Here is a 21910-nt window from a genome sequence, read left to right on the forward strand (position 1 = left end):
GTGGATTACCGTGAGCAAGCGGAATCGCTGTTTAACGAGCAAGCCAAAGCTACCCGTCGCGCTACCAAGGGTGTGCAACTGCGCCAAGAAATCGAAACGGCTGCTTTGCTGCAGGCGAAATCTGCTTATCAGAGTGGCCACACTAAAGATTTGGCGGCCACGAAAAAGTGGAGTGCCGATAATTCAGACCCGCTGGCCGATATTGAAAGTGCACGTGAAACCGTCCGTGCAGCTTGCGGTGTGCGCCCCGGCGTATTGGTAGTAGGTGCCAGCGTATTGTCTCAACTCAAGCGCAATAAGGCTCTCCTCGCCTCCCTGTCCGCCAATGACCGTAAATCTCTGTTGACTGTCGAGCAGTTGAAAAACCTGCTGGAACTGGATGACATCATTGTCGGTCAGGCTGTTTCATCTGTTGCAACCGGCAAACCCACCAAGGATGTTTGGGGTAAATTTGCCAGCCTGATTGTTCGACCCGATTTGGTTTCAGACGGCAATGACGAAGGCGAACCTGCATTCGGTTATACCTTCCGCCGCCGTGGCATGCCTGTGGTCGACCGTTATGAAGAAGTTGGCGGCAAAGTCGAATACGCCCGTTATACCGATATCCGCAAAGCGGCTGTGGTGGGTAGTGCGTGCGGTTTCTTGTTTGAAAACGCAGTAGATTAATTGACAAGGCCGTCTGGAGTGCCTAGACGGCTAGGGAGAAAAAATATGAGCTTAAAGATTACACCTCAAGAAATCGAAAACAAGATTGCTCAGGCTGATTATCACCGTGTGGGTGAGACAACTGCAATCGTTTGCTCGTTGACCCTGAAATCAGGTTTTGTCGTGATTGGTAAGGCGGCTTGTTTTAGCCACGATATTTTTGACGAACAGATGGGCTGTGAATTGGCATACCAGGATGCTATTCGCCATCTGTGGGAATTGGAAGCTTATCGTTTGAAAGAAAATGCAGTTATGCAGAAAGTAGAGGTTTAAATGGCTCAAACCAAACAAGTGGTACTGGTAACTACCATTACCGCAACAGGCGCGATTGTGAAAAACCGCTTTGTTAATTTTAAAGGCGCACAGGCTAAAGCCGGCGAGGCCGTTTTGGGTGTTGCTCCATATGATGTTGAAACTGGTGATACTGCTGCAGTCGATGTGGTCGGTATTGCTGTTGTCGAATCAGGTGGCGCAGTGGCTATCGGTGCCGAAGTAGGTGCGGACGCACAAGGCTGTGCAGTATCCGGTGCGGCAAAAATTGCCGGTACGGCTCTGACTGCTGCAACCGCCGCAGGTGAAACTGTTCGTGTATTGTTGAAAGGTTAATCATGGCTAAGGTTTATATCGCAAACACTGCATTGATTCTTGAAGACGAAGCCGGTAAGCAATTCCGTGTGGAAGCAGGTGAAGCAGTTGAGTTGACACCTGAACAATACGAATCAGTGGCCGCTCATGTGACGCCGACGGCAACTACAGGCGAAGAGCTGGATGCACAACAGGCAGAAGCTCAAGAGAAAACGCCGTCTGAATCTAATCCGACTGAAGATCCTGAGTCCAAAACCAAAACGCAACGCAAAACAAAGGCGGACGCGTAATGTACTACATCAACGCCGAGAATATGCTCAAGGCTATGAGTAAGCCGGAATTGGTGCAGTTGACCAACGATGAGCCGCGCGCGACTGACCCTGACTGGGATGTGGTCGATGAAGCGATTCGGTATGCCTGTGATTTGGTTGACGGCTACTTGCGCGGACGCTACCCGCTGCCGCTCAAGTCAGTGCCGACTGTGTTGCCGCCATTGTGTATCAACATTGCCCGCCATTTCCTGCACTCGCGCCGCATCAATCGGGCGGAGTTTCCGAAAACGTTGGAGACTGCCTACAACGCGACTCTGAAAACGTTAGAAGCCATCCGCGACGGAAAAATACATATCGGCGTTGATACTTTGGACAAAGAGGCGCAGCCGGAGCCAGGTGCGTATCACACGCGTGGCGGTTCGCGTATTGACATGATGGGGTATTGATTGTGAGTGCGACACGTCCTGTTATTGACGCGGTAGTTGAGCATTTGCAGACGGCCATTCCATGGGTCATCGTGGAAGCGTTCCCCGAAAGACCGTCTGAATACCAGTTTATCCACCCGACCGGTGCGATTTTGGTTGGCTACGGTGGCAGTAAGTTCACTGATTTGGAACATTTGGGCAACATTGCCCAGCAGCGCGACATGACACTGGTGTTAACCGTTATCGGCAGCAATCTGCACGGCGATGAAGGCACACTAGCAATTTTAGACGAAGCCCGGTTGGCGATTGTCGGTTTCCGCCCTCCAAACTGTCTGCCGTGTCATTTATTGCAAGAGCGTTTTTTAAACGAAGATGCCGGTGCATGGCAGTATGAGCTGACCGTTCAGACGGAAACTCAACAAGTCGAAGTTTGTAAGCCCAATACCAATCCCTTGCTCATTAAGGTGCATGGCCGCTTGAATGGAAATGCATTAAACCCTGATTTAAAACCTAAGGAGAATTCATAATGGCAGCAGCCTATCATCATGGTACGGAGACCATCCGTATTGACGGTGGTTCTAATCCTGTCTATACCGTTGACGGTGCGATTACGGCTATTGTCGGTACTGCACCAGTCGGTGCGGTCAACGAATTGACTGTGTGTCAAACCAAGAAAGACTTTGCACAATTTGGCGGTGAGCTGACCGGTAAAGGCTTTACATTGCCTGACGCGGCCAATATTTGGACACGTTATGCTTCTGGTGTGGCTTATGTGATTAACGTGTGCGATCCCGCACGCCATAAGACCCAAGTACAGAGCGAAGTATTGACCGTCGACAGCAATACCTTGACGGCCTATACCGCCAAACCTGCACTTCTGGCCGGTTATGCCCTGACTGACGGCGCAGCCGCACTGATCGAAGGCCAGCACTACACGATCAATGCGCTAACCGGCGAGATTGTGTATAAAACCAAACCGACCGCCCCGAAAATCAGTTACAGCTACGTAGACCCGACCAAAGTAACAGAGGCCGACATCATCGGTGCATATGTCGCAGCTACCGGAAAGCGCACGGGCTTGGAGCTGCTCTCAGAAGGCTACAATCGCCAAGGTGCAGATGCCAAAATCATTATTGTGCCGAATTACGACAAAACGGCTACCGTCGCCGCCAAAATGATTACTGTGGCCGACAACCTGAATGCAATTGCCTATATCAACGCACCTGAAGGCACGACCTTGAGCAAAGCTCTCGAAGGCCGTGGACCATTGGGTACGATTAATTTTCAGACATCAAGCGACCGTGCCGAGTTGTTTTTCCCGCATGTGATCGGTCTGTTGGGTATGGAATCACTGGCTACCCACGCTGCCGGTCTGCGCATGAAGACCGACGTTGAGCAGGGTTATTGGTTTAGCAAATCCAACCGCGAACTCTTGGGCGTAACCGGCGTGGAAATCGGTCTGACTGCTCGCGCCGACGACCCGCAGTCCGAAACCAACCGCCTCAATGAAAAAGGCATTACTACCGTCTTCAATAGCTATGGTACTGGGTATCGTATGTGGGGCAACCGTCTTGCCTGTTTCCCAACTACTTCTCACATCAAGAACTTTGAGGTAGCCCAACGTACCGGCGACTTGATTGATGAGTCCATCCGTCGCGCTGAGCTGCAATATGTCGACCGCCCGATTGACGAAGCCTTGCTCGACAGCCTGCTGGAAACCGTCCGTACCTACATGAGTACGTTGCCATCCATCGTCGGCTTCTCTCTGAGCTTGGACTACGACTACGATTTAGTCGACGCATTCAGCAAAGGCCAAGTCCCCATCGTATATTCCTACACACCGAAAATCCCGGCCGAACGTCTGACCAATACCTCGGTCATGACCCGAAAATATCTGGCCAACTTGGTCAGCGGCAATTAAGGAGCTGAAACATGGCGCAATTAAATGCAATATACAATGCCAACGTCTATATCGACGGCAATAATCTGTTGGGCAAGGCCTCTGAAATTACCGCGCCCGAAGTCGAGTACACCATGGATGAAGTCACCGGCTTGGGTCTTTTCGGCACCATCAAGCTGCCTAGCGGCATGGAAGCATTGGAATCCGAAATTAAATGGAACAGCTTCTATCCCGAAGTGGCTGCGCGTAGTAAAAATCCGTTTAAAGCGGTGCAGCTGATGATTCGTTCCAACCTGCAAACATTCGACGCAGCAGGTTTGCAGAAAGAAGTGCCGATGGTCACTACTATGACCGGCACATTCGGCAAAGATGCGTTGGGTGGCTTTAAACCAAAAGAAAAGGCAGAGTTTTCCAGCACCTTCCATGTAAATGAAGTACGCCAAGTCGCTGATGGTCGGGAGCTCTTCTACTACAACTCCTTCAATAATATTCTGCGCGTGGACGGCGTAGATGTATTAGCACAGATGCGTAAAAACATCGGTGCATAAGTATTAAAACACATTAAAAGCCGGTTCAGACGGCCTTTGGCAGAATTGCTGTATCTTTCTTGGGTACAGCAATTTTTTATTGATTTTCAAAAGGATTAAATGATGACTGAAGCACAAAAACTGCAAGAAAACTTGGGTGCAACCAAAACTGTAAAGCTTAAATATCCTGTACGTTTGGCGACGGGCGAAAACCTGACCGAACTGAAACTGCGCCGTCCGCGTGTGGGTGATTTGCGTGCTGTGGCGCACTTGAGCAGCGATGCCGAGCAGGAGTTGACGATTTTCGCGCGCATCACAGGTTTGGTACCTGAAGATTTGGACGAGCTGGATTTGTATGACTACAAACAGGTGCAAGACTGGTTTCGTCGCTCGCAAGAAGACGAAGCCGCTGCTGAGTAATGAAGAAGCTGATGAGCAGCTTTTGAATGCTGTTGCTGATTTGGCTTGGTGGTTTGGCTGGAGCGTACAAGAGGTGTATGCCATGCCGCTTGATGAGTTTGAAGACTGGCAAAAAGAAGCAGCCCGCCAAATCAAGGCGGGCTACAGGAAGTCTTTAATTTAGTTTCGGGTAAAAAATTTATAGAGAATACCCAAAAAGGCGATGAGTAATATTACTGGGATTAAAGTGAGCGGAGCGAAAATGCCGTAAGCAATCCCCATCGCCCAATTTCCTTTAATGCTACCGATTATGAATCCTAGAAGGATTGCTGCTGAAACCAGTTTTTCAGCTGGGAAATCGATAGCAAAATCAAAAAATTTATTCATTTTTAAATCCCTCAATATCTACTTAGGATAATAAATCATGTCCGCAGATTTGGCAATCGGTGTAAAGGTCGGTTTTGCTGCCGGTGCAGCGATTTCAGGTCTGAAAAATCTTAAAGGTTCAATCAAAAGTCTGAATGACGAACAACAACGCTTGTCTGCACGGCAACGTTTGATTGGTCAGACTTTGCAAAATCCGCTGCGGATGTCACGGCAACGCGTAAATGAATTACGGCGTGAATATACCTAACTTGGCACAGCTATCGATAAAGTTCGTAAAAAACAACTCAAACTTTCCAATATTGATACAAAACTTGGTCATCTGAAAGAACAGCGTGGAAAAATGCGCGAACAGGTAATGTCAGTTGTATCAATTGGTGCGACGGCTGTTGTCCCGGTCAAATTGGCCATGGACTTTGAATCTTCAATGGCTGATGTGAAAAAAGTCGTGGACTTTGATACACCACAGCAATTCAAGCAAATGGGCAATGATATTCTTGCCCTAACCCGCAAAATTCCAATGGCGGCAGAAGAATTGGCCGCTATTGCTGCTTCGGGCGGTCAACTTGGTATAGCTCGGAACGATATTATTGGCTTTACGGAAACGATTGCCAAGATGTCGGTTGCTTTTGATATGTCCGCAGATCAGGCCGGTGAAAGTATGGCTAAGCTGGCCAATGTCTATAAGATTCCTATTGAGCAGATTGGTAAGCTTGGCGATGCAATTAACCATTTATCCAATAATAGCCCCGCAAAAGCTTCAGATATTGTCAATGCATTAGGACGCGTCGGTGGTGTGGCCAAGCAGTTTGGATTGACTGAGCTACAGACTGCCTCTTTAGCAAATACTTTTATCAGTTTGGGCAAGTCTCCCGAGGTTGCCGGTACGGCAATTAATGGAATGCTGACCAAGTTGATGACTGCCGACAAACAAGGAAAAAAATTTCAAGCAACATTGCAGATGATGGGTCTGGAATCAAAAGATTTGAAAAAAGCGATTTCCGAAAATGGGGAACAAGCTTTACAGGATTTTTTGAAGACGTTGAATAAGCTTCCCAAAGAACAACAAATGGGTGCATTGGTTGATTTATTCGGATTGGAGTACGCGGATGACATCGCAGTCTTGGCTGGTAATGTAGATCTTTATGAGAAATCAATCAGAGCTTTAAAGGATACAGGAAAAGATGGCAAGTTGAGTTTCGAAGGTTCGATGAGTAAAGAGTTTGCTGCTCGCTCAGAGACTACAGCTGCCAATTGGGAAATCTTTAAAAACAGCTTGAAAGAGTTGGGGATTGTTATTGGCTCGACATTACTACCAGCGATTAATTCTTTAATGTCATCTATCGCGCCTATTATTCATAGTATTTCTGATTGGGCGGCTGCCAATCCTACATTGACCCGTACACTGATTGGTTTTATAGGTGGTTTGGCCTTATTTAAAACCACGCTCCTTGGCGGTATGTTTATCGTCAATATCTTCCGCACGGGGATTTTACAGATTACCGGCCTGTTCATGCGTTTAGGTATGTTCTTGATGGCCAATCCTATTGGTATCGCTATAGGTTTGTTAGCTGTTGCTGCATATTTGCTTTATGACAATTGGTCTGCTGTCGTTGGTGGCGCAAAGGCATTATGGCAAAGCTTGGTAACCTTTTTCAGCGGTTTATGGGCTCAAATTACTGCATTTTTTAATAGCGGTATTGGCAATATTGCTGCCACGATTCTCAACTTTTCTCCAATGGGATTGTTCTATCGTGTCTTTTCCGGAGTGTTGAGCTGGTTTGGGGTAACGCTACCATCGACATTCACTGGTTTCGGCCGCATGTTGATTCAAGGATTAATTAACGGCATTAAATCGGCGGCGGCAGCTGTATATAACACAATTGCATCTATCGGTAATTCGATTAAGGCAAAATTCCAGGCGGTAATGGATATCCATTCTCCAAGTCGTGAATTCCGCCGTTTTGGTGGCTTTATCACTCAAGTTTTGGACATCGGTATCCGTCGCACGGCCAGTCGGCCAATCGGTACTATCGGCACATGGGCAGGCCGTCTGAAAGACAGTTTTACGAACCGTGTCGGTCAGTTACGTGCTGATGTTGCTGCGCGTGTATCCGGCCATCGTGCAGATTTCGAGCAGGCGAGGCAAGCTGCGTCCGCCCCTGGCGGGGTGACCATCCATTTTAATCCGACCATCAACGCGCCAGGTGGTAACCCTGCACAAATTCAAACGGCCTTGCAAATGGGTTTGCGCGAATTTGAAATGCTGTTTCAACGTATGATGGCCGACCGTGAACGGAGGGCTTTCTGATGTATGCAATGTTGGGCGATGTACGGTTTGAAACCTTGCAAAGTTTTTCCAGCCTGGAAGCGCAGCACTCGGCCAAGTTTGCCAAGCATGAAGTGCTTAAGGGAAGACCACGCCTGCAGGCGATGGAAAATGAGCTGACCACGCTGAGATTTGGGTTAAAGCTGCATTGGATGTTGGGTAATCCCGACACGGCCTACAAGGGCTTACTGGCTGCTCTGGAGGCGCAGCAGGCAGTGTCGTTGGTTTATGGTTCAGGGCGATTTGTCGGTTGGTTTGTAATTGAAAGCCTGACCGAGCGCACATTGATTCAGGATAGCAAAGGCCGTACCGCCGCGCGTGAGCTGGATGTGGAGCTGACCGAGTTTGTCGGCGACCCAAATAATCCGCTGCCAACACCAGCGATTATCAGCGGCAAACAAAATCCATTACTGTCCCTGCTGCCCGAGTCGGTTCAGGCACAGGCGTCTGAGGTAATCAAAGCGGTTGAGACAGGAGTAAAAATTTATAGGGCTGCAGAAAGTGGCATTGAACAAGTGCAAGGCATTATTACAGCGGCGAAAGAGCTAAAAAATGATCCTGCCGGACTTTTGCACTTGGTCGGTGATGCACTTGGTGTTGCTGCGCCGGTTCTACAAAACTTGAACGGCATTGGAGAAGTGACGGCTGTTGTTGGTGACTTGACGAGCGCAACAAAACTGGCAGAGCAGCTCGGTATGGCTGGAAATGCACTTGGTAATACGGTTGCAAGCCTAAGATCGGGTTATGAGAGCGGTTCAGTCGGAAGTTGGTTGGATGCCGCCGGGTCATCCATTATGACGGCAACAGAGGCGATGGCGAATGGGGCGTCAGCAGTTGAAACTTTGACTGGATGGCTTGCAACACGGAGTGATTCATGAGTGCAGTTTTACGTTATATAACTAAAGACGGTGACCGCTGGGATTTGATTGCCCATAAGCACTACGGCAATGCGCTACTGATTGACGGCCTTATTGCGGCAAATCCGCATTTGCCGTTGGCTGAAGAGTTTGTCAGTGGTTTGACAGTATTTGTTCCAGTATTGGAAAGCAAACCTAAAAACAATCAGGCCGATTTACCGCCTTGGCTGCGTTAAGGCCGTCTGAAAAGGAAGACCATGAATATTTCGTCTTTATTGTCCGGCTTGGCCGTGCAAGGCGGTTCAGGCGGTACACACCCGGTAACCAAGCCGGATTTCACACTGAGCTACGAAAACAAAGACATCACCGGCGACATTGCACCGTATCTGATTTCCTTCGTTTATACAGATTATCTTGAGGGGCAATCTGATGAACTGCAGGTAGAATTTGAAGATACCGACGGCCGCTGGTTGCGTGGCTGGTATCCTGAGCAAGGCGATGCACTTTCGTTGAGTTTGGGCGACCAATTTACCGGTTTGGTGGCATTGGGCAGCTTTGAAATCGCTGAAATTGAGTATAACCATCCTCCGTCAACGGTAAGCATGAAGGCTTTGTCTGCAGGTATCAGTAAAGCAAGCCGTACCTTAAAAGGTCGTGCGTATGAAAATACCACGCTTGCAGAGATTGTTCGTCAAGTGGCAGGCCGTTTGAAATTGCAGCTTACCGGGCAAGTTAAAGACATCAAAATAAAACGCGTAACTCAGTATCAGGAACGCGACGTTGAGTTTTTAAGCCGGTTGGCCAAAGAGTATGGCCACACCTTCAAAATTGTCGGGGATAAGCTGGTGTTTGCCGATAATGCTGCCCTGAAAGAGCGTGAAGCCGTGGTGGTGTTGAGTCCGGAAGATATGATGAGAATTCGTCTACGTGACTTGATTAAAGGCGTGCCAACCCAGGTTGAGATGCGCGGTTATGACCCGAAAACCAAAAAAACGGTGTCTGCTAAGCGGAAAACAAAACCTTTACGCCCAAAATCTAAACGTGGCCACACTGGTGACACCTTGAAAATAGTGCCGAATAAAGGAGAGAGCCAAGCGCAGCTTAATGCTCGTGCCGATGCCAAACTGGCTGACGCACAAGACGATCAATGTGCCGGAAACATCACCTTGTTCGGCAACGCGCTGCTGGTTGCAGGGCAAACCGTTAGGCTGAAAAACATGGGTAAGTTTTCCGGTAAGTATTTGGTTAAACAAGCACGGCATGAATATCGCAGCAGTAGCGGCTATACGACCGAACTGGAGGTTAAGATGATTGAGTATATTGAAGACGAGGAGAAAGTAGATGTCTCAAACGCATGATTTTACGGCGACTCTACAATTTGGCATGGTATCGGCGGTAGATGAAGCCGGTCATAATCTGCGTGTTAAAATTCCTGCATTGGAAGATATGGAAACCGACTGGCTACCGATGAGCACACCAGCCGCCGGCGGTAATCAGTTTTACAGCTTGCCCGACGAAGGTGAGCAAGTTGTCTGCTTGCTGGACGCTCGCGGCGAAAACGGCTGTGTGATTGGCGCAATTTACAGCACGGCCGACAAGCCTCCTGCAAGCAGTAAAGACAAATGGATACGCCGATTTAAAAATGGCACTGTGATTGAGCATGACCGTGCCAGCGGGGATGTTTCTGTTCAGACTGACGGAGTGGTTAAAATTAAAGCTGGAGCCAAAGTGTCTATCGAAACTCCAGAAACGATGGTTAGCGGAAATACGACAGTCAATGGATTGTTGGCTTATACAGCTGGTCTGTCAGCAGTTAATTCAGGTGGTGGTGATGCTGCAAATATTGAGGGTACTATGGTAGTGAATGGTGAGATTATCCTCAATGGGATTCCTTTGTCCCAACATAAACATCCCGGGGACTCTGGTGGTAAAACTGGTTTACCTGAATAGTCTTTAATCCGTTTTAAAATCAGTTTTCGACGGCCTTTCATAAAATCCCTGTATTCATTACGGATACAGGGATTTCTTATGCAATTCGACACGCCGATTTCCAAACACTGGCAGCTCGCCCCCGGCGACAGCGGCTTGGCTCAGGGCGTGGACGATATTGATCTGTGTATTCATAACATTTTGTCTACGAGAAAAGGCTCGGATGTAACTCGTCCGGACTTTGGCAGCAACCATTTCGATTACATCGACACGCCGGAAGACGTGTTTGTGCCAAATATCGTACGTGAAGTCGTATTGGCTATTCAGACATGGGAAAAACGCGCCGGCGTCGAAGACGTAACCTTTAGCGGCCACGCCCCACACATCACCATGACCGTCCGCTGGCGTGTGGCTGATGATGTATCGGGCGAGGTCTATAGCACGGCTGTGAATTTGGAGAATGCAACGTGGATTTAAGCAATTTAAAGCGTGAAGACGTCAAGGTCGTAGATGATGATTTGCAGACGATTTTGGCCGATACCATTGCTAGATATGAGCGCGACAGTGGCAAAACCTTGCAACCGGCTCATATCGAACGTTTGCTGATTAATGTGTACGCCTACCGTGAAGCATTGACTCGTCAGCAGGTGAATGAAGCCTACCGCCAACAGCACGTGCGCTTTGCGACCGGTTTGATGTTGGATTTATGTGGCGACGATGTGGCCACGCCACGATTGGAGGCACAACCTGCTCTGACAACATTGCGATTTTCGTGTGATGCCAACTTGTCTGCAGAACAGGTTTTTATACCGGTTGGTACTCAAGTCAGCGTAGGTGAACTGACTTTTAAAACGACCACATCGGCAACTTTGTCATCCAGCCGTAATACGGTCGATTTACCGGCGCAATGCACAATAACCGGAACAGCCGGAAATGGCTGGACAATCGGTCAAATCAATACTTTGGTCAAGCCACTGCATGATGAGATTGATGTTGAGGTCAGCAATATTACTGTATCGTCCGGCGGAGTTGTTATTGAGAGTGACGACTCCTACCGAGAGCGTATTTTGCTTGCCTTTGAAGCATTTTCAGTCGGAGGACCGAGAAAGGCTTACGAGTATTACGCGCGCAGGGTTTCACAAGCGATTGTTGGTGTCCACGTCGGCAACGATGTTGATTCTTCCGGAAACGCGATTGGCGGCACAGTAGCCGTTACGTTGCTGACGACTGACGGACTGCCCGGCCAAGAATTGATTGACAAGGTATCAGCGGCATTGAGCGATGAGACGGTACGTCCACTCTGTGACACTGTGATCGTGCGTGCGCCAGAAGTGGTGGAATACAAAATTGATGCCCGCTTGGTGCTGTTCAAAGGAGCTGATTCGAAATCGGTCTTAGCTGCTGCCAGCGCGGCTTGGTCAGACTATGAAACCGCCCGCTATTCCAAGCTCGGCAAAGATGTTGTGCCTTTGGATATTCAGACGGCCTTGAAGGTAAGCGGCGTGTACAACGTCATTTTGTCCAATCAGTATGGCGAATTGCGCGACAGCGATGTCATTTTGATTGCACCTAATCAATGGGCGCGGTGCGTGTCATTTGGGCTGTCCGTCGATATGGAGCAGCAGGATGGCTAAGCTCAAATATGCCTTAATTATGGACCAAGACCCACGATTTACGCGTTTGGCTAATCTCAGTAATGGTTACAGACGACTCACACTCACTAAGCTCATTCCACGTTTGCTTGAGCAAGTAGATGATAAACACCTTGAGCTATTGGCCGAGAGCCGAAGCATGGTTGGCTCAGACGGTTATTGGTTGGCCAAAGACAATAAAACCCGTCGCAAGCTCATTAAAGATGCCGTATTTTTGCACCGCCGCAAAGGTACACCTTGGGCAGTACGTGAAATTTGCCGCCGTTTGGGTTTCGGCGAAATCGGTCTGATTGAAGGGCTTGGTGGCCAAATCTACGACGGCAGTATTAATCACAAAGGCATTTATATGTATGGCGACCACCGTTTGTGGGCGCATTACTCAATTACTTTCAGTCGACCTATTACCAATACAGAAGCCCGTCTGTTGCGGGAAACACTTCCGGCCTTTGCACCAGCACGCTGCGTGTTGGTGCGTTTGGACTATCAGGACACGCCGCTTTATTACAACGGCAAAGTCAATTTTGACGGCGATTACAATTTCGGAGCAGCTTAAAGATGGCAACAATACAAGAAAATAAAGTCACCCCAGAATGGGTGGACGATTTATATCAAATCGAAATGACCGACCCAGTTATGGGAGGGGCAGATGGTGTAGCGAATCGCCAGGCCAAGCAGTTGGGAGCGCGAACACAGTGGTTGAAGAAGAAGTATGAAAATCAAGAAGATGAATTTAATAAATATAAAAAATCCGTTGAATCAGCTACAGAGCTCAAAGCGGGGGTTACTAAACTAACTTCTGACATCGTGAGACATAAGGATGATGGTGGTTATGCAGTCACTCCTCAAGCTGTTGTGGATTACCTCGCTTCCCAAAGTGCATCAGTCAAAGATGTAAATGAATTAAGAAACTACGAAAGTAACAGTTTATATGTCAATGTGAGTGGTTATTACGCGTCTACCCCTGGTATTGGTGGTGGGCTGTTTGTCGCAGCCCCAAATGACAAAACCAGTGTCGACAATGGCGGTACCATTATCGTTGCCTCCAACGGTATGCGTTGGCACCGTCTGCATTTTGGTGCCTTAAGTTTACGTGATTTTGGATATGACTCCAACCGCAACAATGAAGTTGCCGCATTTAACGCTGCTGATACTGCTGGTTTAAATGTGGTGATGGATTGTTTAGGATTGACTATTGATGTTGGCAATAACTATCCGCATGGCAATAAATATACAAACGGAAAATTTAACATCAACGGAAAAATTGTTGATGTGCAATATCAGACACCCCGCACGGGCATTGGCCGTTTCATTACTGGTTCTGGTGCAGCGGCCAACCTCAAATCGAATGAATGGACTGGTGCAGGTTTAATCGTTATTGGCGAAGGCGCAATGGAGCGGATGGAAAAATGCGTTTCCTCAATCGCTATTGGCGACCGTGCGCAGGGCTTTTCGAAAGTAAGCAGGGACAATATTGCTATTGGGCCTGACAGCTTAATCAACGTACAAGCTGAAACAGAATGGTATGACCAGTCAAAAATGGCTGGTACCCGCAACATCGGCATTGGTGGTAATGCTGGCCGTGCAATCACAAGTGGCTTTTCAAATGTCGCGATTGGGCGAAATGCCGGGCAAGGATTAGGCGTAGGATCATCAAATATTGCACTTGGCGCAGGTGCGATGGCTGGTACTGCTCCAGTCGGATTATCGGGCGACATCGAAGTTTTCTGGCCATCCCAAACCTCAAAAACAATCGCAATCGGCGAAGCCGTACTGCAATCATATCAAGGCCGCTCAGCTCAAACTGCCATTGGCGGGAGCGCGGCGCGAAATACAAAAATGGCCGAAAAAGTTACCGTAATCGGCGCGGCGGCAATGGAGAACCTGGAAAGAAACCGCGCTCCAAATGGCGGAGATGTTGTCTGGACGGGAACCGAAGTAGGTACCTACGCTCAATCTGGAAAAAGTATTACGCTTACATTTCCCAACATTCGCGATGCGCAAGCGACTTATTGGGTTGGCATACGCCTTACATCAGGCACGGCGCAAACCTTACAAAACGACGTCGTACCGGCTCAGGTTGTATCGGTGAACGGCAATACATTCACCATTCAAAGCTCTAAAGAGCTGACCGCCACCGGCGCAGCTGAGCTGAAATACGTCTATTCTGCAAATTCAGCTGCTACTAAAAACGAAGAGTTGACCATCATCGGCTCAAACACGATGAATAAGGCTTTGACTGCAGGATATTCAACAATCATCGGCGCCGACGCTGCATTGACGGGAGAGAATTATCAAAAAACGACCGCAATCGGGGCGTCATCATTGCGAACAGGCACCCATATTTCAACCACCGCTATTGGGTATTGGACAATCCCTACGGCAAGCAGTGAGCAATGCGTTGTTATTGGTGATAGTGCCGGGTATCGAAATGTCCAAGGCGATATTTTAAAAGGCAAAATCACAAACTCCATCGCCATCGGCTATGGCGCGCGACTAAACGGTGACAACGAAATCCAAATTGGCACGACGGGGCAAACTTTATACGCGCCAACAGCCGTGAACATCCGCTCAGACGGCCGCGATAAAGCCGACGTCAAACCGCTGGAAAACGGCCTGAAATTTGTCATGAAATTAAAGCCGGTCACAGGCTACTACGACCGCCGCGATGCTTATGTTGACGAATTGTTTGCCGATTTCCCAGAAGAAGAACGCGCAGCCAAAGTGAGTGAATGGTGGAAGAACCCAACAAAAGACGGCCGCCATAAAGAAGACCGTTTGCAGCATTGGTTTATCGCCCAGGACATTGCCGCGCTGGAAGATGAATATGGCCGCCTGCCAATGGTAAATGAAAAGAACGATACATACACAATTGAATACGAAACGTTCATTCCAGTTTTGACTAAAGCCATTCAAGAAATGGCCGCAAGAATTGAAACATTAGAAACCGAAATCAAGGAATTGAAAAAATGACAAGATGTGTAATTGATTCAGACGGCCTGTTTGTCGAAGAGCAATATTTTGATGACGGTCGCCAAAGTATCGAAGCCGAATTACCGACGTTGAAAGAATTTCAAGCAGCAAGATGGACGGGAGAAAAATGGGAGATTATTCCCGATTATCGTGGCGTCTTGGTATTTACCAAAGATGGTGAGCAAATCTGGCAACAAATTGGCAGCCTGCCAGACGGCGTCAGCCTGACCCCGCCTGAATCGGCAAATATTGACGGCGTAAAATCCGGAAAACTCGTTGCATTAAATGCTGCCGCTCAGGCTTTTATTAACAAGCACGCCGGTATCGACAGCGTACCTGAATTTGAGTTTGCAAGTTGGTCAATTCAGGCTTCCGAAGCAAAAGCTTGGCAGCTAAATAAAAACGCGCCAACTCCGGTGCTTGACGGTATTGCCACAGCTCGCGGTATTCCCGCTGATGTGCTTAAGTCTGCTGCTTTACGTAAAACGCTGGCCTATGAGCAACTTGCCGCCCATGTGGCAGGCCAGCGCCAAGCACTGCAAAGCAAGATTGAGGCTGCTAAAAAACAATCTGATTTAGACAAAATCGAGATTGCATTCTCCTTGCCGGAGGCTGTCTGAAAATGGCAAAAGTCTATTTGTCTTTATATAAAGGCCGCAAGACGATAAAAACGCCCAAGGACTTGGCTTTCCGTATCATCGAATGGGTAATACGCAAAGTTACCGGCGGTCAATATTCTCACTGTGAAATTGCGGTGCCGGTAGCGTTTTCAGACGGCCTCTTTGATTGCTATTCATCATCTTTTCGTGATGGTGGTGTGCGCTGCAAACGTATGCAGCTTCCTGCCGAAAAGTGGGATTTGATTGCGCTGGATAATCAACAAATCGTCATGGAACGTCTGTTTTCTTTGTGGAGAAACACTAAGGGGAAACGCTATGATTTATTGGGTGTGTTATGCGTGACATCGTTTTTCCGTCGTTTTTTGAGGCAGTCGGCAGATAAATGGTTCTGTTCGGAATGGTGCGGGGAAGTAATGGGAGTGGCCGAGCCATCATTATGTTCGCCGGTTGACTTGAGAAAGGCCGTCTGAAATGCAGCCGAAAACAAAAAACTTCACTCTTTATCGCGGCGACACGCACTTGTTTAAGGTGAGATTGACCGCTGAATCAACTCCGTTGGATTTGTCTCAAACGCATTTTCAAATGGATATCGTGGCCGGGGATGGTTCGGTAGTTCGTCCTGAAATCAAGGTTGCGGACAATTTGGTTGTATTACTATTTCCGGCCGCCTTAACCCGTAGTTTAACCTGGCTTCGTGCATCTTATGACTTACGTGCGGTTTGCGGAAATGTGGTTAAAACCTATCTGCAAGGCGAGATTCAAGTTAAACCGAGTGTAACGAATGTTGTTGTTGATTTGTCGGATGATGAGCCGGCCGCAGAGACAGTTAATGTTGATGTCAGCGGTCAGGCAATTATTGTGTTGCCGTCAGCTGGTAGCACAACTGATTCTGCGGTTATTGACGGTTTATTGGCCAAGATTCAGCAGCTTGAGGTAGCCGTTAAGGAGGCCGATGAGAGCTCTGAAATCGCAGCATTGTCTGAACAATTGGCCGTTGCTCAAGCGGCAATTAAGTCTGCTGGTTCATTAGAAGGCCGTCTGAAGTTATTGGAAAGTAGCAGTGCGAATATTTCTGAACAGGCGGTGGAACTGGCGAAACAAAAGGCTGAGCTGGATAAGGCATTGAATAAACTGGTTGAGTCTGATGCAACAGTTTCTGCTTTGAAGAGTCAATTGGAGATCTTGCGTATCCAGTTTGATTCAGCCAAGGGCAGTGATGAGATTGAAGCCCTACATCTGAAAATTTCTAAAGTAATGGCCGACTTGGAAGTTGCAAAGCAGTCCGCCTCCGCAGCAGAAGAAAGTGAGGAGTTGGCTGCGTTACAAAAGAAAATCGAAGACCTACAGACATTATCGGAAACACAGAGCAGTATTACTGCTGAAATTGCAGAACTCAGAAGACTTCTCGGTTTACGTAAATGTGAAAAGATTCATTTGACCCAAGATTTATGGGCAGATGGCGGATATACATGGTTGGAGGCTAAGTTCAAGAATACTTACAATGATCCAAAGGTATATCTGGCTCTTGAACATAAAACGATGGTCGTCTTGTTCCTCAATCATAACTTTGGGGCAAAAACTGACCGTAGCGTCAGGATTCGCACTAATTATGACAAGCCTAAGATTGACGTTGATTACTCTGTCTTCTTATATGTAGAAGAATGGAGCGATTCAACCAGTTAAAAGAGAAACGGCTGCGCGGCGGTGTCCTCCCACCGTTCTCCGCGCCAGCCTCAGCAGTCCAGACCTGCGTTAGCCTTTTTTACCGTACCTCGCGCGAGGCACGGTGATTCTATCACTAACGATAAGGGAACTGTGAAAAATGAAATGCCGTTGCAAAAATTGTTTTAAACTTTTGGCTGTTGGCCGTGGCTGCTTTGAAATTAAGTGCCCACGCTGCAAATTGCTGAATCAATTTAAAACGGAGTAATTCAAATCTGAGTGCCTTTGAGTACCTATGCTTATATATAAGGAGTAGTTATGACTCAAAAGCCTCTGCCTATCGTCCCATGGATGGGTGGCAAACGCCGTTTGGCAAAACATTTGTTACCCATGTTCCCCGAGCATACTTGTTACGTTGAGCTGTTTGCCGGTGGTGCAGCATTATTCTTTATGCGACCGCAACCAGCAAAGGTTGAAGTATTGAATGACTTGAATGGTCAACTTATCAATCTATATCGTGTTGTACAGCACCATTTTGATGAATTTGTGCGCCAATTCCAATGGACACTAACCAGCCGAGAAGTATTTGCAAGACTCCAATCAACACCTCCTGACTGCATGACCGATATTCAGCGTGCCGCACGTTTTTTCTATCTGCAACATAATGCCTTTGGAGGCAAAATTTGCGATCAGCACTTTGGAACAGCTACAACTGGTAAGGCATGGAATGCAGCTCAAATTGCAGATAAACTTCAAGTTGCTCGTAATCGGTTGAGTGGCGTATATGTGGAAAATGAATCATGGGAGCGTTGTTTTCAACGGTACGACCGAGAGCATACATTTTTCTACGCAGACCCACCGTATTGGCAAACTGCAGGTTATGATCGTTCATTTGATTGGTCTCAGTATGAGCTGCTGGCCAAAATGATGCGCGAATGCAAGGGTAAAGTCATGCTCTCTATCAACGACCACCCAGATATCCGTGAATTGTTTAAAGGCTTCCGAATTACCGAACTGAACCTGGTATATTCTATTAGTCGAGATAAAACACAAAAAACAAGTGGAGAGCTAGTTATCTGCAATTGGTAAAAAGCGACGGTATCGTCGCGTTATAGAAAAAATCCTGCCTAAGATTGGCAGGATTTGAAAATAGCTTTCACATTATGAAATAAAAGAACATTTCATTTTTCTCAAAAAATCGTCTGATTTATCTCGGCGCGCTTCAAGCAATTTATATTTCCACGCCCATTTTGAATCGGCAGCTTGCCATGTTCATCATTTCAGCCGTTTCATTAAACCCTCTATAAAATATGCGACAAACAAAAATGCCGTCTGAAATACAACTTTCAGACGGCATTTTCAATCAAATACTACTTACCGGATTACAATTTCAAACCGGCCAGTTTAGCAGCATACGCATCCAAATCGGCGATTGGACGGGTAGCCACGCCACTTTCCATTGCCGCTTTAGCAGTAGCTGTAGCAACGCGAGGCAACAGGCGGGAATCGAATGGGGTAGGAATCAGGTATTCCGCACCGAATTCAAATTTCTTACCGTAAGCAGCAACCACTTCTTCAGTTACCTCTTCCATCGCCAAATCAGCCAAAGCGTACACGCAGGCACGTTTCATTTCTTCGTTGATGGTGGTCGCGCCGACATCCAATGCGCCACGGAAGATAAATGGGAAGCACAATACGTTGTTCACTTGGTTCGGGAAGTCTGAACGGCCGGTACCGATGACCACATCCGGACGGGTTTCTTTTGCCAATGGAGGCAGGATTTCCGGATTCGGGTTTGCCATGGCGAACACGATTGGTTTTTCGTTCATGGTGTTCAGCATTTCAGGCGTCAGCAGGTTTGCACCGGACAGACCCAAGAAGATGTCTTTACCTTTAACGGCATCGGCCAATACGCGTTGGCCGTTGTCTTCAATGGCGTAGAACTGTTTGGACTCGTCCATACGGTCTTTGTCTTCGCGGGTTTTGTAAATCACGCCTTTGGAGTCGCAAACGGTCACGTTTTCGCGTTTCAGACCCAAATCCAGCAATTGGTTCAAGCAGGCAATCGCGGCCGCACCTGCGCCGGAGCACACCAAAGTCGCTTCTTCAATTTTACGGCCGGTATGACGCAAAGCGTTCAACACAGCGGCGGCGGTGGTGATAGCGGTACCGTGTTGGTCGTCGTGGAATACGGGGATTTTGCAGCGTTTGCGCAATTCGCGTTCGATGTAGAAGCACTCGGGCGCTTTGATGTCTTCAAGGTTGATACCGCCGAAAGTCGGTTCCAAAGAAGCGATGATGTCCACCAGTTTTTGCGGGTCTTTTTCATCGATTTCGATATCGAATACGTCAACACCGGCGAATTTTTTGAACAATACGCCTTTGCCTTCCATAACAGGTTTGCCGGCCAATGCGCCGATGTTGCCCAAACCCAACACTGCGGTACCGTTGGAAATCACGGCAACCAAATTGCCTTTGGCGGTGTATTTGTAGGCATTTTGCGGATCGGCATGGATTTCCATACAAGGAGCGGCTACGCCCGGAGAGTACGCCAACGCCAAGTCTTTAGAAGTAGCCAGAGATTTGGTTGGGGTAACGGAGATTTTGCCCGGCACGGGGAATTCGTGGAACTGCAGGGCGGCTTCTTTTAATGAATTTTCCATTTGTCGATCCTGTTTGCGAGAGAGAGAGATTTTACAGCGAACAAGTCTGAAACGGGCTGCTTCAGACATTTAAACTTCTAAAGTCGGTTTGTTAACAGACCGGCTTTGTAAGAGGCCGTAATTTTATCATGTTCTTTTGGTGGCGCATACCGATATTTATTACATTTGTTTTGATATTTCGTTTTAATCGGTTTTATGTCTAAAAACTTCTGTAATAATATTTCTTCGCCACACTACCTGCTTTCAGACGGCATTTTATTTAAACTTAAACATTCAATCCAAAATGACTGTCTAGCGCGGTTTCAATCTGATTTTTTACCGCGTCCAGACTTTGGCTGCTGTCGATGACGGCATAGCGTTCCGGCTGTTCGTTAGCACGTTGCAGATACACTTCCCGCACCCGATTGAAAAACTCGGCTGCTTCTTGCTCAAAGCGGTCTTTCTCGCGCGTTTGGTTGATGCGCGCCATCGATACTTCCAAAGGCACATCCAACAGCAAGGTCAAATCGGGACGGAAATCACCCTGCACCCAATGCTCAAGCGTGGCAATATCTTGCAAGGGAACGCCGCGTCCGCCGCCTTGATAGGCAAACGTTGCATCGGTAAAGCGGTCAGAAACGACATGTGTGCCGTTTTTCAGGGCAGGAAGAATGACGGTTTCCAAGTGTTGCTGTCTGGCGGCAAACATCAACAGGGTTTCGGTGCGCAGGCTTACTTGGGTGGCAGGGTTGAGCAGGATTTCGCGCAATGCTTCTCCGGCAGGCGTGCCTCCCGGTTCGCGCGTAAACAATACGGGCAGTTTGTGTTTCTCAAACCATGCTTTCATTACGGCGAGGTTGGTGGATTTGCCTGCGCCGTCTATGCCGTCAAGGGTAATAAATCTGGGTTTCATATGGATATCGTTAATCTAAAGGCCGTCTGAAACAGGGATTATAAATGTTTCAGACGGCCTATTCGGTTTATTTCTTCAAAATATATTTGCGTACGGCGGCGTTATGCTCAGAAAGATTATGGCTGAACTCGCTCAGGCCCGTACCATCCATTTTTGAGACGAAATACAGATATTTTTCATTAGACGGATGACCCGCCGCCTCAAGCGCGGCCTTGCCGGGAAGCGCAATCGGCGTCGGCGTCAAACCGCTGCGCGTATAAGTATTGTAAGGCGTATCGCGTTGTAGGTCGGCTTTACGGATTCTGCCCTTATACGCATCGCCCATACCATAGATGACAGTCGGGTCGGTTTGCAGGCGCATGCCGATATTAAGGCGGTTGACGAATACGGCGGCCACATGGGCGCGGTCGTCTTCGTGCGCGGTTTCTTTTTCAATCAGACTCGCCATAATCAGCATTTCGTACGGATTTTTATAAGGCAGGCCGCTTTGACGGTCGTCCCATGCTTCTTGTAGGTTTTCCCGCATTTTACGGTAGGCGATTTTATAAATTTGAAGATCGCTGCCGCCGGCATCAATTTCGTAACTATCCGGGAAAAACTGTCCTTCAGGATTGCTGCTCAAGGCATCAGGTGCCACTTCGGCCATCAGTTTTTCATCGCTCCAGCCGCGCGTATCATGGGCAATATCGGCAGTGTTGTCGATAATACGGCGCATTTGTGCAAACCGCGCACCCTCTAGAATTTGCACGCTGACCGAATCAGGACGGCCTTTTTTAATGCGTTTTAAAATGTCCCAAGCCGATACTTTGGCAGACAGACGGTAAGAGCCGGCATTGAGTTGGTTGTGCACGCCCATCACATATGCGGCGGCTACCAATACATAACGGTTATAAACAATGCCGTCTTGAGCCAGCTTGCGGCTGACGGAAGAGATACCTTGATTCTTAGCAACGGTAATACGGTATGGTTTGCCGTTGTTTTTCGGAACAAACAACAATGCGGCAACCACGGCGGCAAATGCCGTCAAAAATACGGCCAGCCATTTCAACAATTTTTTCAACATGGTAGGATTCTTGGTTTGTGAACGTGTCGGGCGACAGTATAACCGAAAACAAGCATATTAAGCCTGTCGCATTCCC

At 48.0% G+C, this 21910-nt stretch carries 29 protein-coding genes; 25 read left to right on the forward strand and 4 right to left on the reverse strand.

What is annotated here, in order from left to right; genetic code table 11:
- The 10 genes from HMPREF2661_RS11755 to HMPREF2661_RS11760 form a co-directional block, all read left to right on the forward strand.
- Window positions 1–666, forward strand: a 666-nt coding sequence (locus tag HMPREF2661_RS11755) for a major capsid protein (protein WP_283140439.1), incomplete at its 5' end; no start/stop codon positions are given.
- Between the two features lie 45 nt (window positions 667–711).
- Complete coding sequence (locus tag HMPREF2661_RS03435) at window positions 712–978, forward strand: Gp49 family protein (RefSeq protein WP_070822349.1); 267 nt, start codon at window positions 712–714, stop codon at window positions 976–978.
- A complete protein-coding gene (locus HMPREF2661_RS03440; protein ID WP_063068500.1) occupies window positions 979–1311 on the forward strand; it encodes a capsid cement protein in 333 nt (110 codons plus the stop codon).
- Between the two features lie 2 nt (window positions 1312–1313).
- The gene (locus HMPREF2661_RS03445) at window positions 1314–1580 is read left to right on the forward strand and encodes a hypothetical protein (RefSeq protein WP_063068501.1); all 267 of its coding nucleotides are present in this window, start codon (window positions 1314–1316) and stop codon (window positions 1578–1580) included.
- Entirely contained in the window at window positions 1580–2008 is a 429-nt protein-coding gene (locus HMPREF2661_RS03450; RefSeq protein WP_070822350.1) for a gp436 family protein, read from the forward strand. Before HMPREF2661_RS03445 ends, HMPREF2661_RS03450 begins: the two co-directional genes overlap by 1 nt.
- A gap of 2 nt (window positions 2009–2010) precedes the next feature.
- A complete protein-coding gene (locus HMPREF2661_RS03455) occupies window positions 2011–2514 on the forward strand; it encodes a Gp37 family protein (RefSeq protein ID WP_070646946.1) in 504 nt (167 codons plus the stop codon).
- Window positions 2514–3908 (forward strand): phage tail sheath family protein, encoded by a 1395-nt coding sequence (locus tag HMPREF2661_RS03460; RefSeq protein WP_070822351.1) that lies wholly within the window; start codon window positions 2514–2516, stop codon window positions 3906–3908. Before HMPREF2661_RS03455 ends, HMPREF2661_RS03460 begins: the two co-directional genes overlap by 1 nt.
- 11 nt (window positions 3909–3919) lie before the next feature.
- A complete protein-coding gene (locus HMPREF2661_RS03465) occupies window positions 3920–4435 on the forward strand; it encodes a phage major tail tube protein (protein WP_063068503.1) in 516 nt (171 codons plus the stop codon).
- A 102-nt stretch (window positions 4436–4537) separates the two neighbouring features.
- Window positions 4538–4834, forward strand: coding sequence for a phage tail assembly protein (locus HMPREF2661_RS03470; RefSeq protein ID WP_049322394.1), 297 nt, complete (start codon window positions 4538–4540; stop codon window positions 4832–4834).
- 22 nt (window positions 4835–4856) lie between these two features.
- A complete protein-coding gene (locus tag HMPREF2661_RS11760; protein WP_234398622.1) occupies window positions 4857–4997 on the forward strand; it encodes a GpE family phage tail protein in 141 nt (46 codons plus the stop codon).
- Here the strand turns inward: HMPREF2661_RS11760 and HMPREF2661_RS03480 are convergent.
- A complete protein-coding gene (locus HMPREF2661_RS03480) occupies window positions 4994–5200 on the reverse strand; it encodes a hypothetical protein (RefSeq protein WP_049322395.1) in 207 nt (68 codons plus the stop codon). The two genes, HMPREF2661_RS11760 and HMPREF2661_RS03480, sit on opposite strands and share 4 nt — an antisense overlap.
- A gap of 37 nt (window positions 5201–5237) precedes the next feature.
- Here HMPREF2661_RS03480 and HMPREF2661_RS11765 point away from each other — a divergent pair, with 37 nt between their 5' ends.
- The 15 genes from HMPREF2661_RS11765 (at window position 5238) to HMPREF2661_RS03550 (ending at window position 18305) form a co-directional block, all read left to right on the forward strand.
- Entirely contained in the window at window positions 5238–5447 is a 210-nt protein-coding gene (locus tag HMPREF2661_RS11765) for a hypothetical protein (RefSeq protein ID WP_283140440.1), read from the forward strand.
- 93 nt (window positions 5448–5540) lie between these two features.
- The gene (locus tag HMPREF2661_RS03485; RefSeq protein ID WP_283140441.1) at window positions 5541–7508 is read left to right on the forward strand and encodes a phage tail tape measure protein; all 1968 of its coding nucleotides are present in this window, start codon (window positions 5541–5543) and stop codon (window positions 7506–7508) included.
- Complete coding sequence (locus HMPREF2661_RS03490) at window positions 7508–8404, forward strand: phage tail protein (RefSeq protein WP_070822352.1); 897 nt, start codon at window positions 7508–7510, stop codon at window positions 8402–8404. Before HMPREF2661_RS03485 ends, HMPREF2661_RS03490 begins: the two co-directional genes overlap by 1 nt.
- On the forward strand, window positions 8401–8619 hold the full coding sequence (locus HMPREF2661_RS03495; protein ID WP_049322398.1) for a tail protein X: 219 nt from the start codon (window positions 8401–8403) through the stop codon (window positions 8617–8619). The genes HMPREF2661_RS03490 and HMPREF2661_RS03495 overlap by 4 nt, the downstream gene beginning before the upstream one ends.
- A 27-nt stretch (window positions 8620–8646) precedes the next feature.
- A complete protein-coding gene (locus HMPREF2661_RS03500) occupies window positions 8647–9741 on the forward strand; it encodes a phage late control D family protein (RefSeq protein ID WP_070822436.1) in 1095 nt (364 codons plus the stop codon).
- Entirely contained in the window at window positions 9725–10333 is a 609-nt protein-coding gene (locus tag HMPREF2661_RS03505; RefSeq protein WP_070822353.1) for a phage baseplate assembly protein V, read from the forward strand. Before HMPREF2661_RS03500 ends, HMPREF2661_RS03505 begins: the two co-directional genes overlap by 17 nt.
- Before the next feature lie 78 nt (window positions 10334–10411).
- Window positions 10412–10789, forward strand: a complete 378-nt coding sequence (locus HMPREF2661_RS03510; protein ID WP_070822354.1) for a GPW/gp25 family protein — start codon at window positions 10412–10414, stop codon at window positions 10787–10789.
- On the forward strand, window positions 10780–11946 hold the full coding sequence (locus HMPREF2661_RS03515; RefSeq protein WP_049322401.1) for a baseplate assembly protein: 1167 nt from the start codon (window positions 10780–10782) through the stop codon (window positions 11944–11946). Before HMPREF2661_RS03510 ends, HMPREF2661_RS03515 begins: the two co-directional genes overlap by 10 nt.
- Window positions 11939–12517, forward strand: a complete 579-nt coding sequence (locus HMPREF2661_RS03520; protein ID WP_070822355.1) for a phage tail protein — start codon at window positions 11939–11941, stop codon at window positions 12515–12517. Before HMPREF2661_RS03515 ends, HMPREF2661_RS03520 begins: the two co-directional genes overlap by 8 nt.
- Before the next feature lie 2 nt (window positions 12518–12519).
- Window positions 12520–14934: a tail fiber domain-containing protein gene (locus tag HMPREF2661_RS11400; protein ID WP_234398621.1), complete on the forward strand. Its 2415-nt coding sequence runs from the start codon at window positions 12520–12522 to the stop codon at window positions 14932–14934.
- Complete coding sequence (locus HMPREF2661_RS03535; protein ID WP_070822357.1) at window positions 14931–15554, forward strand: hypothetical protein; 624 nt, start codon at window positions 14931–14933, stop codon at window positions 15552–15554. Before HMPREF2661_RS11400 ends, HMPREF2661_RS03535 begins: the two co-directional genes overlap by 4 nt.
- A gap of 2 nt (window positions 15555–15556) precedes the next feature.
- On the forward strand, window positions 15557–16024 hold the full coding sequence (locus tag HMPREF2661_RS03540) for a hypothetical protein (protein WP_070822359.1): 468 nt from the start codon (window positions 15557–15559) through the stop codon (window positions 16022–16024).
- A gap of 1 nt (window position 16025) precedes the next feature.
- Window positions 16026–17237 (forward strand): PspA/IM30 family protein, encoded by a 1212-nt coding sequence (locus tag HMPREF2661_RS03545; RefSeq protein ID WP_070822361.1) that lies wholly within the window; start codon window positions 16026–16028, stop codon window positions 17235–17237.
- 139 nt (window positions 17238–17376) lie between these two features.
- Window positions 17377–17484, forward strand: coding sequence for a Com family DNA-binding transcriptional regulator (locus HMPREF2661_RS11405; RefSeq protein WP_107831888.1), 108 nt, complete (start codon window positions 17377–17379; stop codon window positions 17482–17484).
- A gap of 50 nt (window positions 17485–17534) precedes the next feature.
- Window positions 17535–18305, forward strand: coding sequence for a DNA adenine methylase (locus tag HMPREF2661_RS03550; protein ID WP_063068511.1), 771 nt, complete (start codon window positions 17535–17537; stop codon window positions 18303–18305).
- 293 nt (window positions 18306–18598) lie between these two features.
- On the opposite strand, the gene HMPREF2661_RS03555 is transcribed toward HMPREF2661_RS03550, so the two are convergent.
- The 3 genes from HMPREF2661_RS03555 to mltG form a co-directional block, all read right to left on the reverse strand.
- Window positions 18599–19879, reverse strand: a complete 1281-nt coding sequence (locus HMPREF2661_RS03555) for a malic enzyme-like NAD(P)-binding protein (RefSeq protein WP_084824302.1) — start codon at window positions 19877–19879, stop codon at window positions 18599–18601.
- 265 nt (window positions 19880–20144) lie between these two features.
- On the reverse strand, window positions 20145–20771 hold the full coding sequence (tmk, locus tag HMPREF2661_RS03560; RefSeq protein ID WP_049322891.1) for a dTMP kinase: 627 nt from the start codon (window positions 20769–20771) through the stop codon (window positions 20145–20147).
- Window positions 20772–20838: 67 nt separating this feature from the next.
- Window positions 20839–21834, reverse strand: a complete 996-nt coding sequence (gene mltG / locus HMPREF2661_RS03565) for an endolytic transglycosylase MltG (protein WP_003747285.1) — start codon at window positions 21832–21834, stop codon at window positions 20839–20841.
- Window positions 21835–21910 lie beyond the last annotated feature (76 nt).

The organism is Neisseria sp. HMSC061B04 (assembly GCF_001836705.1).
Classification (GTDB): Bacteria; Pseudomonadota; Gammaproteobacteria; order Burkholderiales; family Neisseriaceae; genus Neisseria.

Bases quoted from the DNA above. Each gene is read 5' to 3' on its own strand.
- HMPREF2661_RS03435 (WP_070822349.1), top strand. From the start codon at position 712: ATGAGCTTAAAGATTACACCTCAAGAAATCGAAAACAAGATTGCTCAG.
- HMPREF2661_RS03440 (WP_063068500.1), top strand. From the start codon at position 979: ATGGCTCAAACCAAACAAGTGGTACTGGTAACTACCATTACCGCAACA.
- HMPREF2661_RS03445 (WP_063068501.1), top strand. From the start codon at position 1,314: ATGGCTAAGGTTTATATCGCAAACACTGCATTGATTCTTGAAGACGAA.
- HMPREF2661_RS03450 (WP_070822350.1), top strand. From the start codon at position 1,580: ATGTACTACATCAACGCCGAGAATATGCTCAAGGCTATGAGTAAGCCG.
- HMPREF2661_RS03460 (WP_070822351.1), top strand. From the start codon at position 2,514: ATGGCAGCAGCCTATCATCATGGTACGGAGACCATCCGTATTGACGGT.
- HMPREF2661_RS03465 (WP_063068503.1), top strand. From the start codon at position 3,920: ATGGCGCAATTAAATGCAATATACAATGCCAACGTCTATATCGACGGC.
- HMPREF2661_RS03470 (WP_049322394.1), top strand. From the start codon at position 4,538: ATGACTGAAGCACAAAAACTGCAAGAAAACTTGGGTGCAACCAAAACT.
- HMPREF2661_RS03480 (WP_049322395.1), bottom strand. From the start codon at position 5,200: ATGAATAAATTTTTTGATTTTGCTATCGATTTCCCAGCTGAAAAACTG.
- HMPREF2661_RS11765 (WP_283140440.1), top strand. From the start codon at position 5,238: ATGTCCGCAGATTTGGCAATCGGTGTAAAGGTCGGTTTTGCTGCCGGT.
- HMPREF2661_RS03485 (WP_283140441.1), top strand. From the start codon at position 5,541: ATGCGCGAACAGGTAATGTCAGTTGTATCAATTGGTGCGACGGCTGTT.
- HMPREF2661_RS03490 (WP_070822352.1), top strand. From the start codon at position 7,508: ATGTATGCAATGTTGGGCGATGTACGGTTTGAAACCTTGCAAAGTTTT.
- HMPREF2661_RS03495 (WP_049322398.1), top strand. From the start codon at position 8,401: ATGAGTGCAGTTTTACGTTATATAACTAAAGACGGTGACCGCTGGGAT.
- HMPREF2661_RS03505 (WP_070822353.1), top strand. From the start codon at position 9,725: ATGTCTCAAACGCATGATTTTACGGCGACTCTACAATTTGGCATGGTA.
- HMPREF2661_RS03510 (WP_070822354.1), top strand. From the start codon at position 10,412: ATGCAATTCGACACGCCGATTTCCAAACACTGGCAGCTCGCCCCCGGC.
- HMPREF2661_RS03520 (WP_070822355.1), top strand. From the start codon at position 11,939: ATGGCTAAGCTCAAATATGCCTTAATTATGGACCAAGACCCACGATTT.
- HMPREF2661_RS11400 (WP_234398621.1), top strand. From the start codon at position 12,520: ATGGCAACAATACAAGAAAATAAAGTCACCCCAGAATGGGTGGACGAT.
- HMPREF2661_RS03535 (WP_070822357.1), top strand. From the start codon at position 14,931: ATGACAAGATGTGTAATTGATTCAGACGGCCTGTTTGTCGAAGAGCAA.
- HMPREF2661_RS03540 (WP_070822359.1), top strand. From the start codon at position 15,557: ATGGCAAAAGTCTATTTGTCTTTATATAAAGGCCGCAAGACGATAAAA.
- HMPREF2661_RS03545 (WP_070822361.1), top strand. From the start codon at position 16,026: ATGCAGCCGAAAACAAAAAACTTCACTCTTTATCGCGGCGACACGCAC.
- HMPREF2661_RS11405 (WP_107831888.1), top strand. From the start codon at position 17,377: ATGAAATGCCGTTGCAAAAATTGTTTTAAACTTTTGGCTGTTGGCCGT.
- HMPREF2661_RS03550 (WP_063068511.1), top strand. From the start codon at position 17,535: ATGACTCAAAAGCCTCTGCCTATCGTCCCATGGATGGGTGGCAAACGC.
- HMPREF2661_RS03555 (WP_084824302.1), bottom strand. From the start codon at position 19,879: ATGGAAAATTCATTAAAAGAAGCCGCCCTGCAGTTCCACGAATTCCCC.
- tmk (WP_049322891.1), bottom strand. From the start codon at position 20,771: ATGAAACCCAGATTTATTACCCTTGACGGCATAGACGGCGCAGGCAAA.
- mltG (WP_003747285.1), bottom strand. From the start codon at position 21,834: ATGTTGAAAAAATTGTTGAAATGGCTGGCCGTATTTTTGACGGCATTT.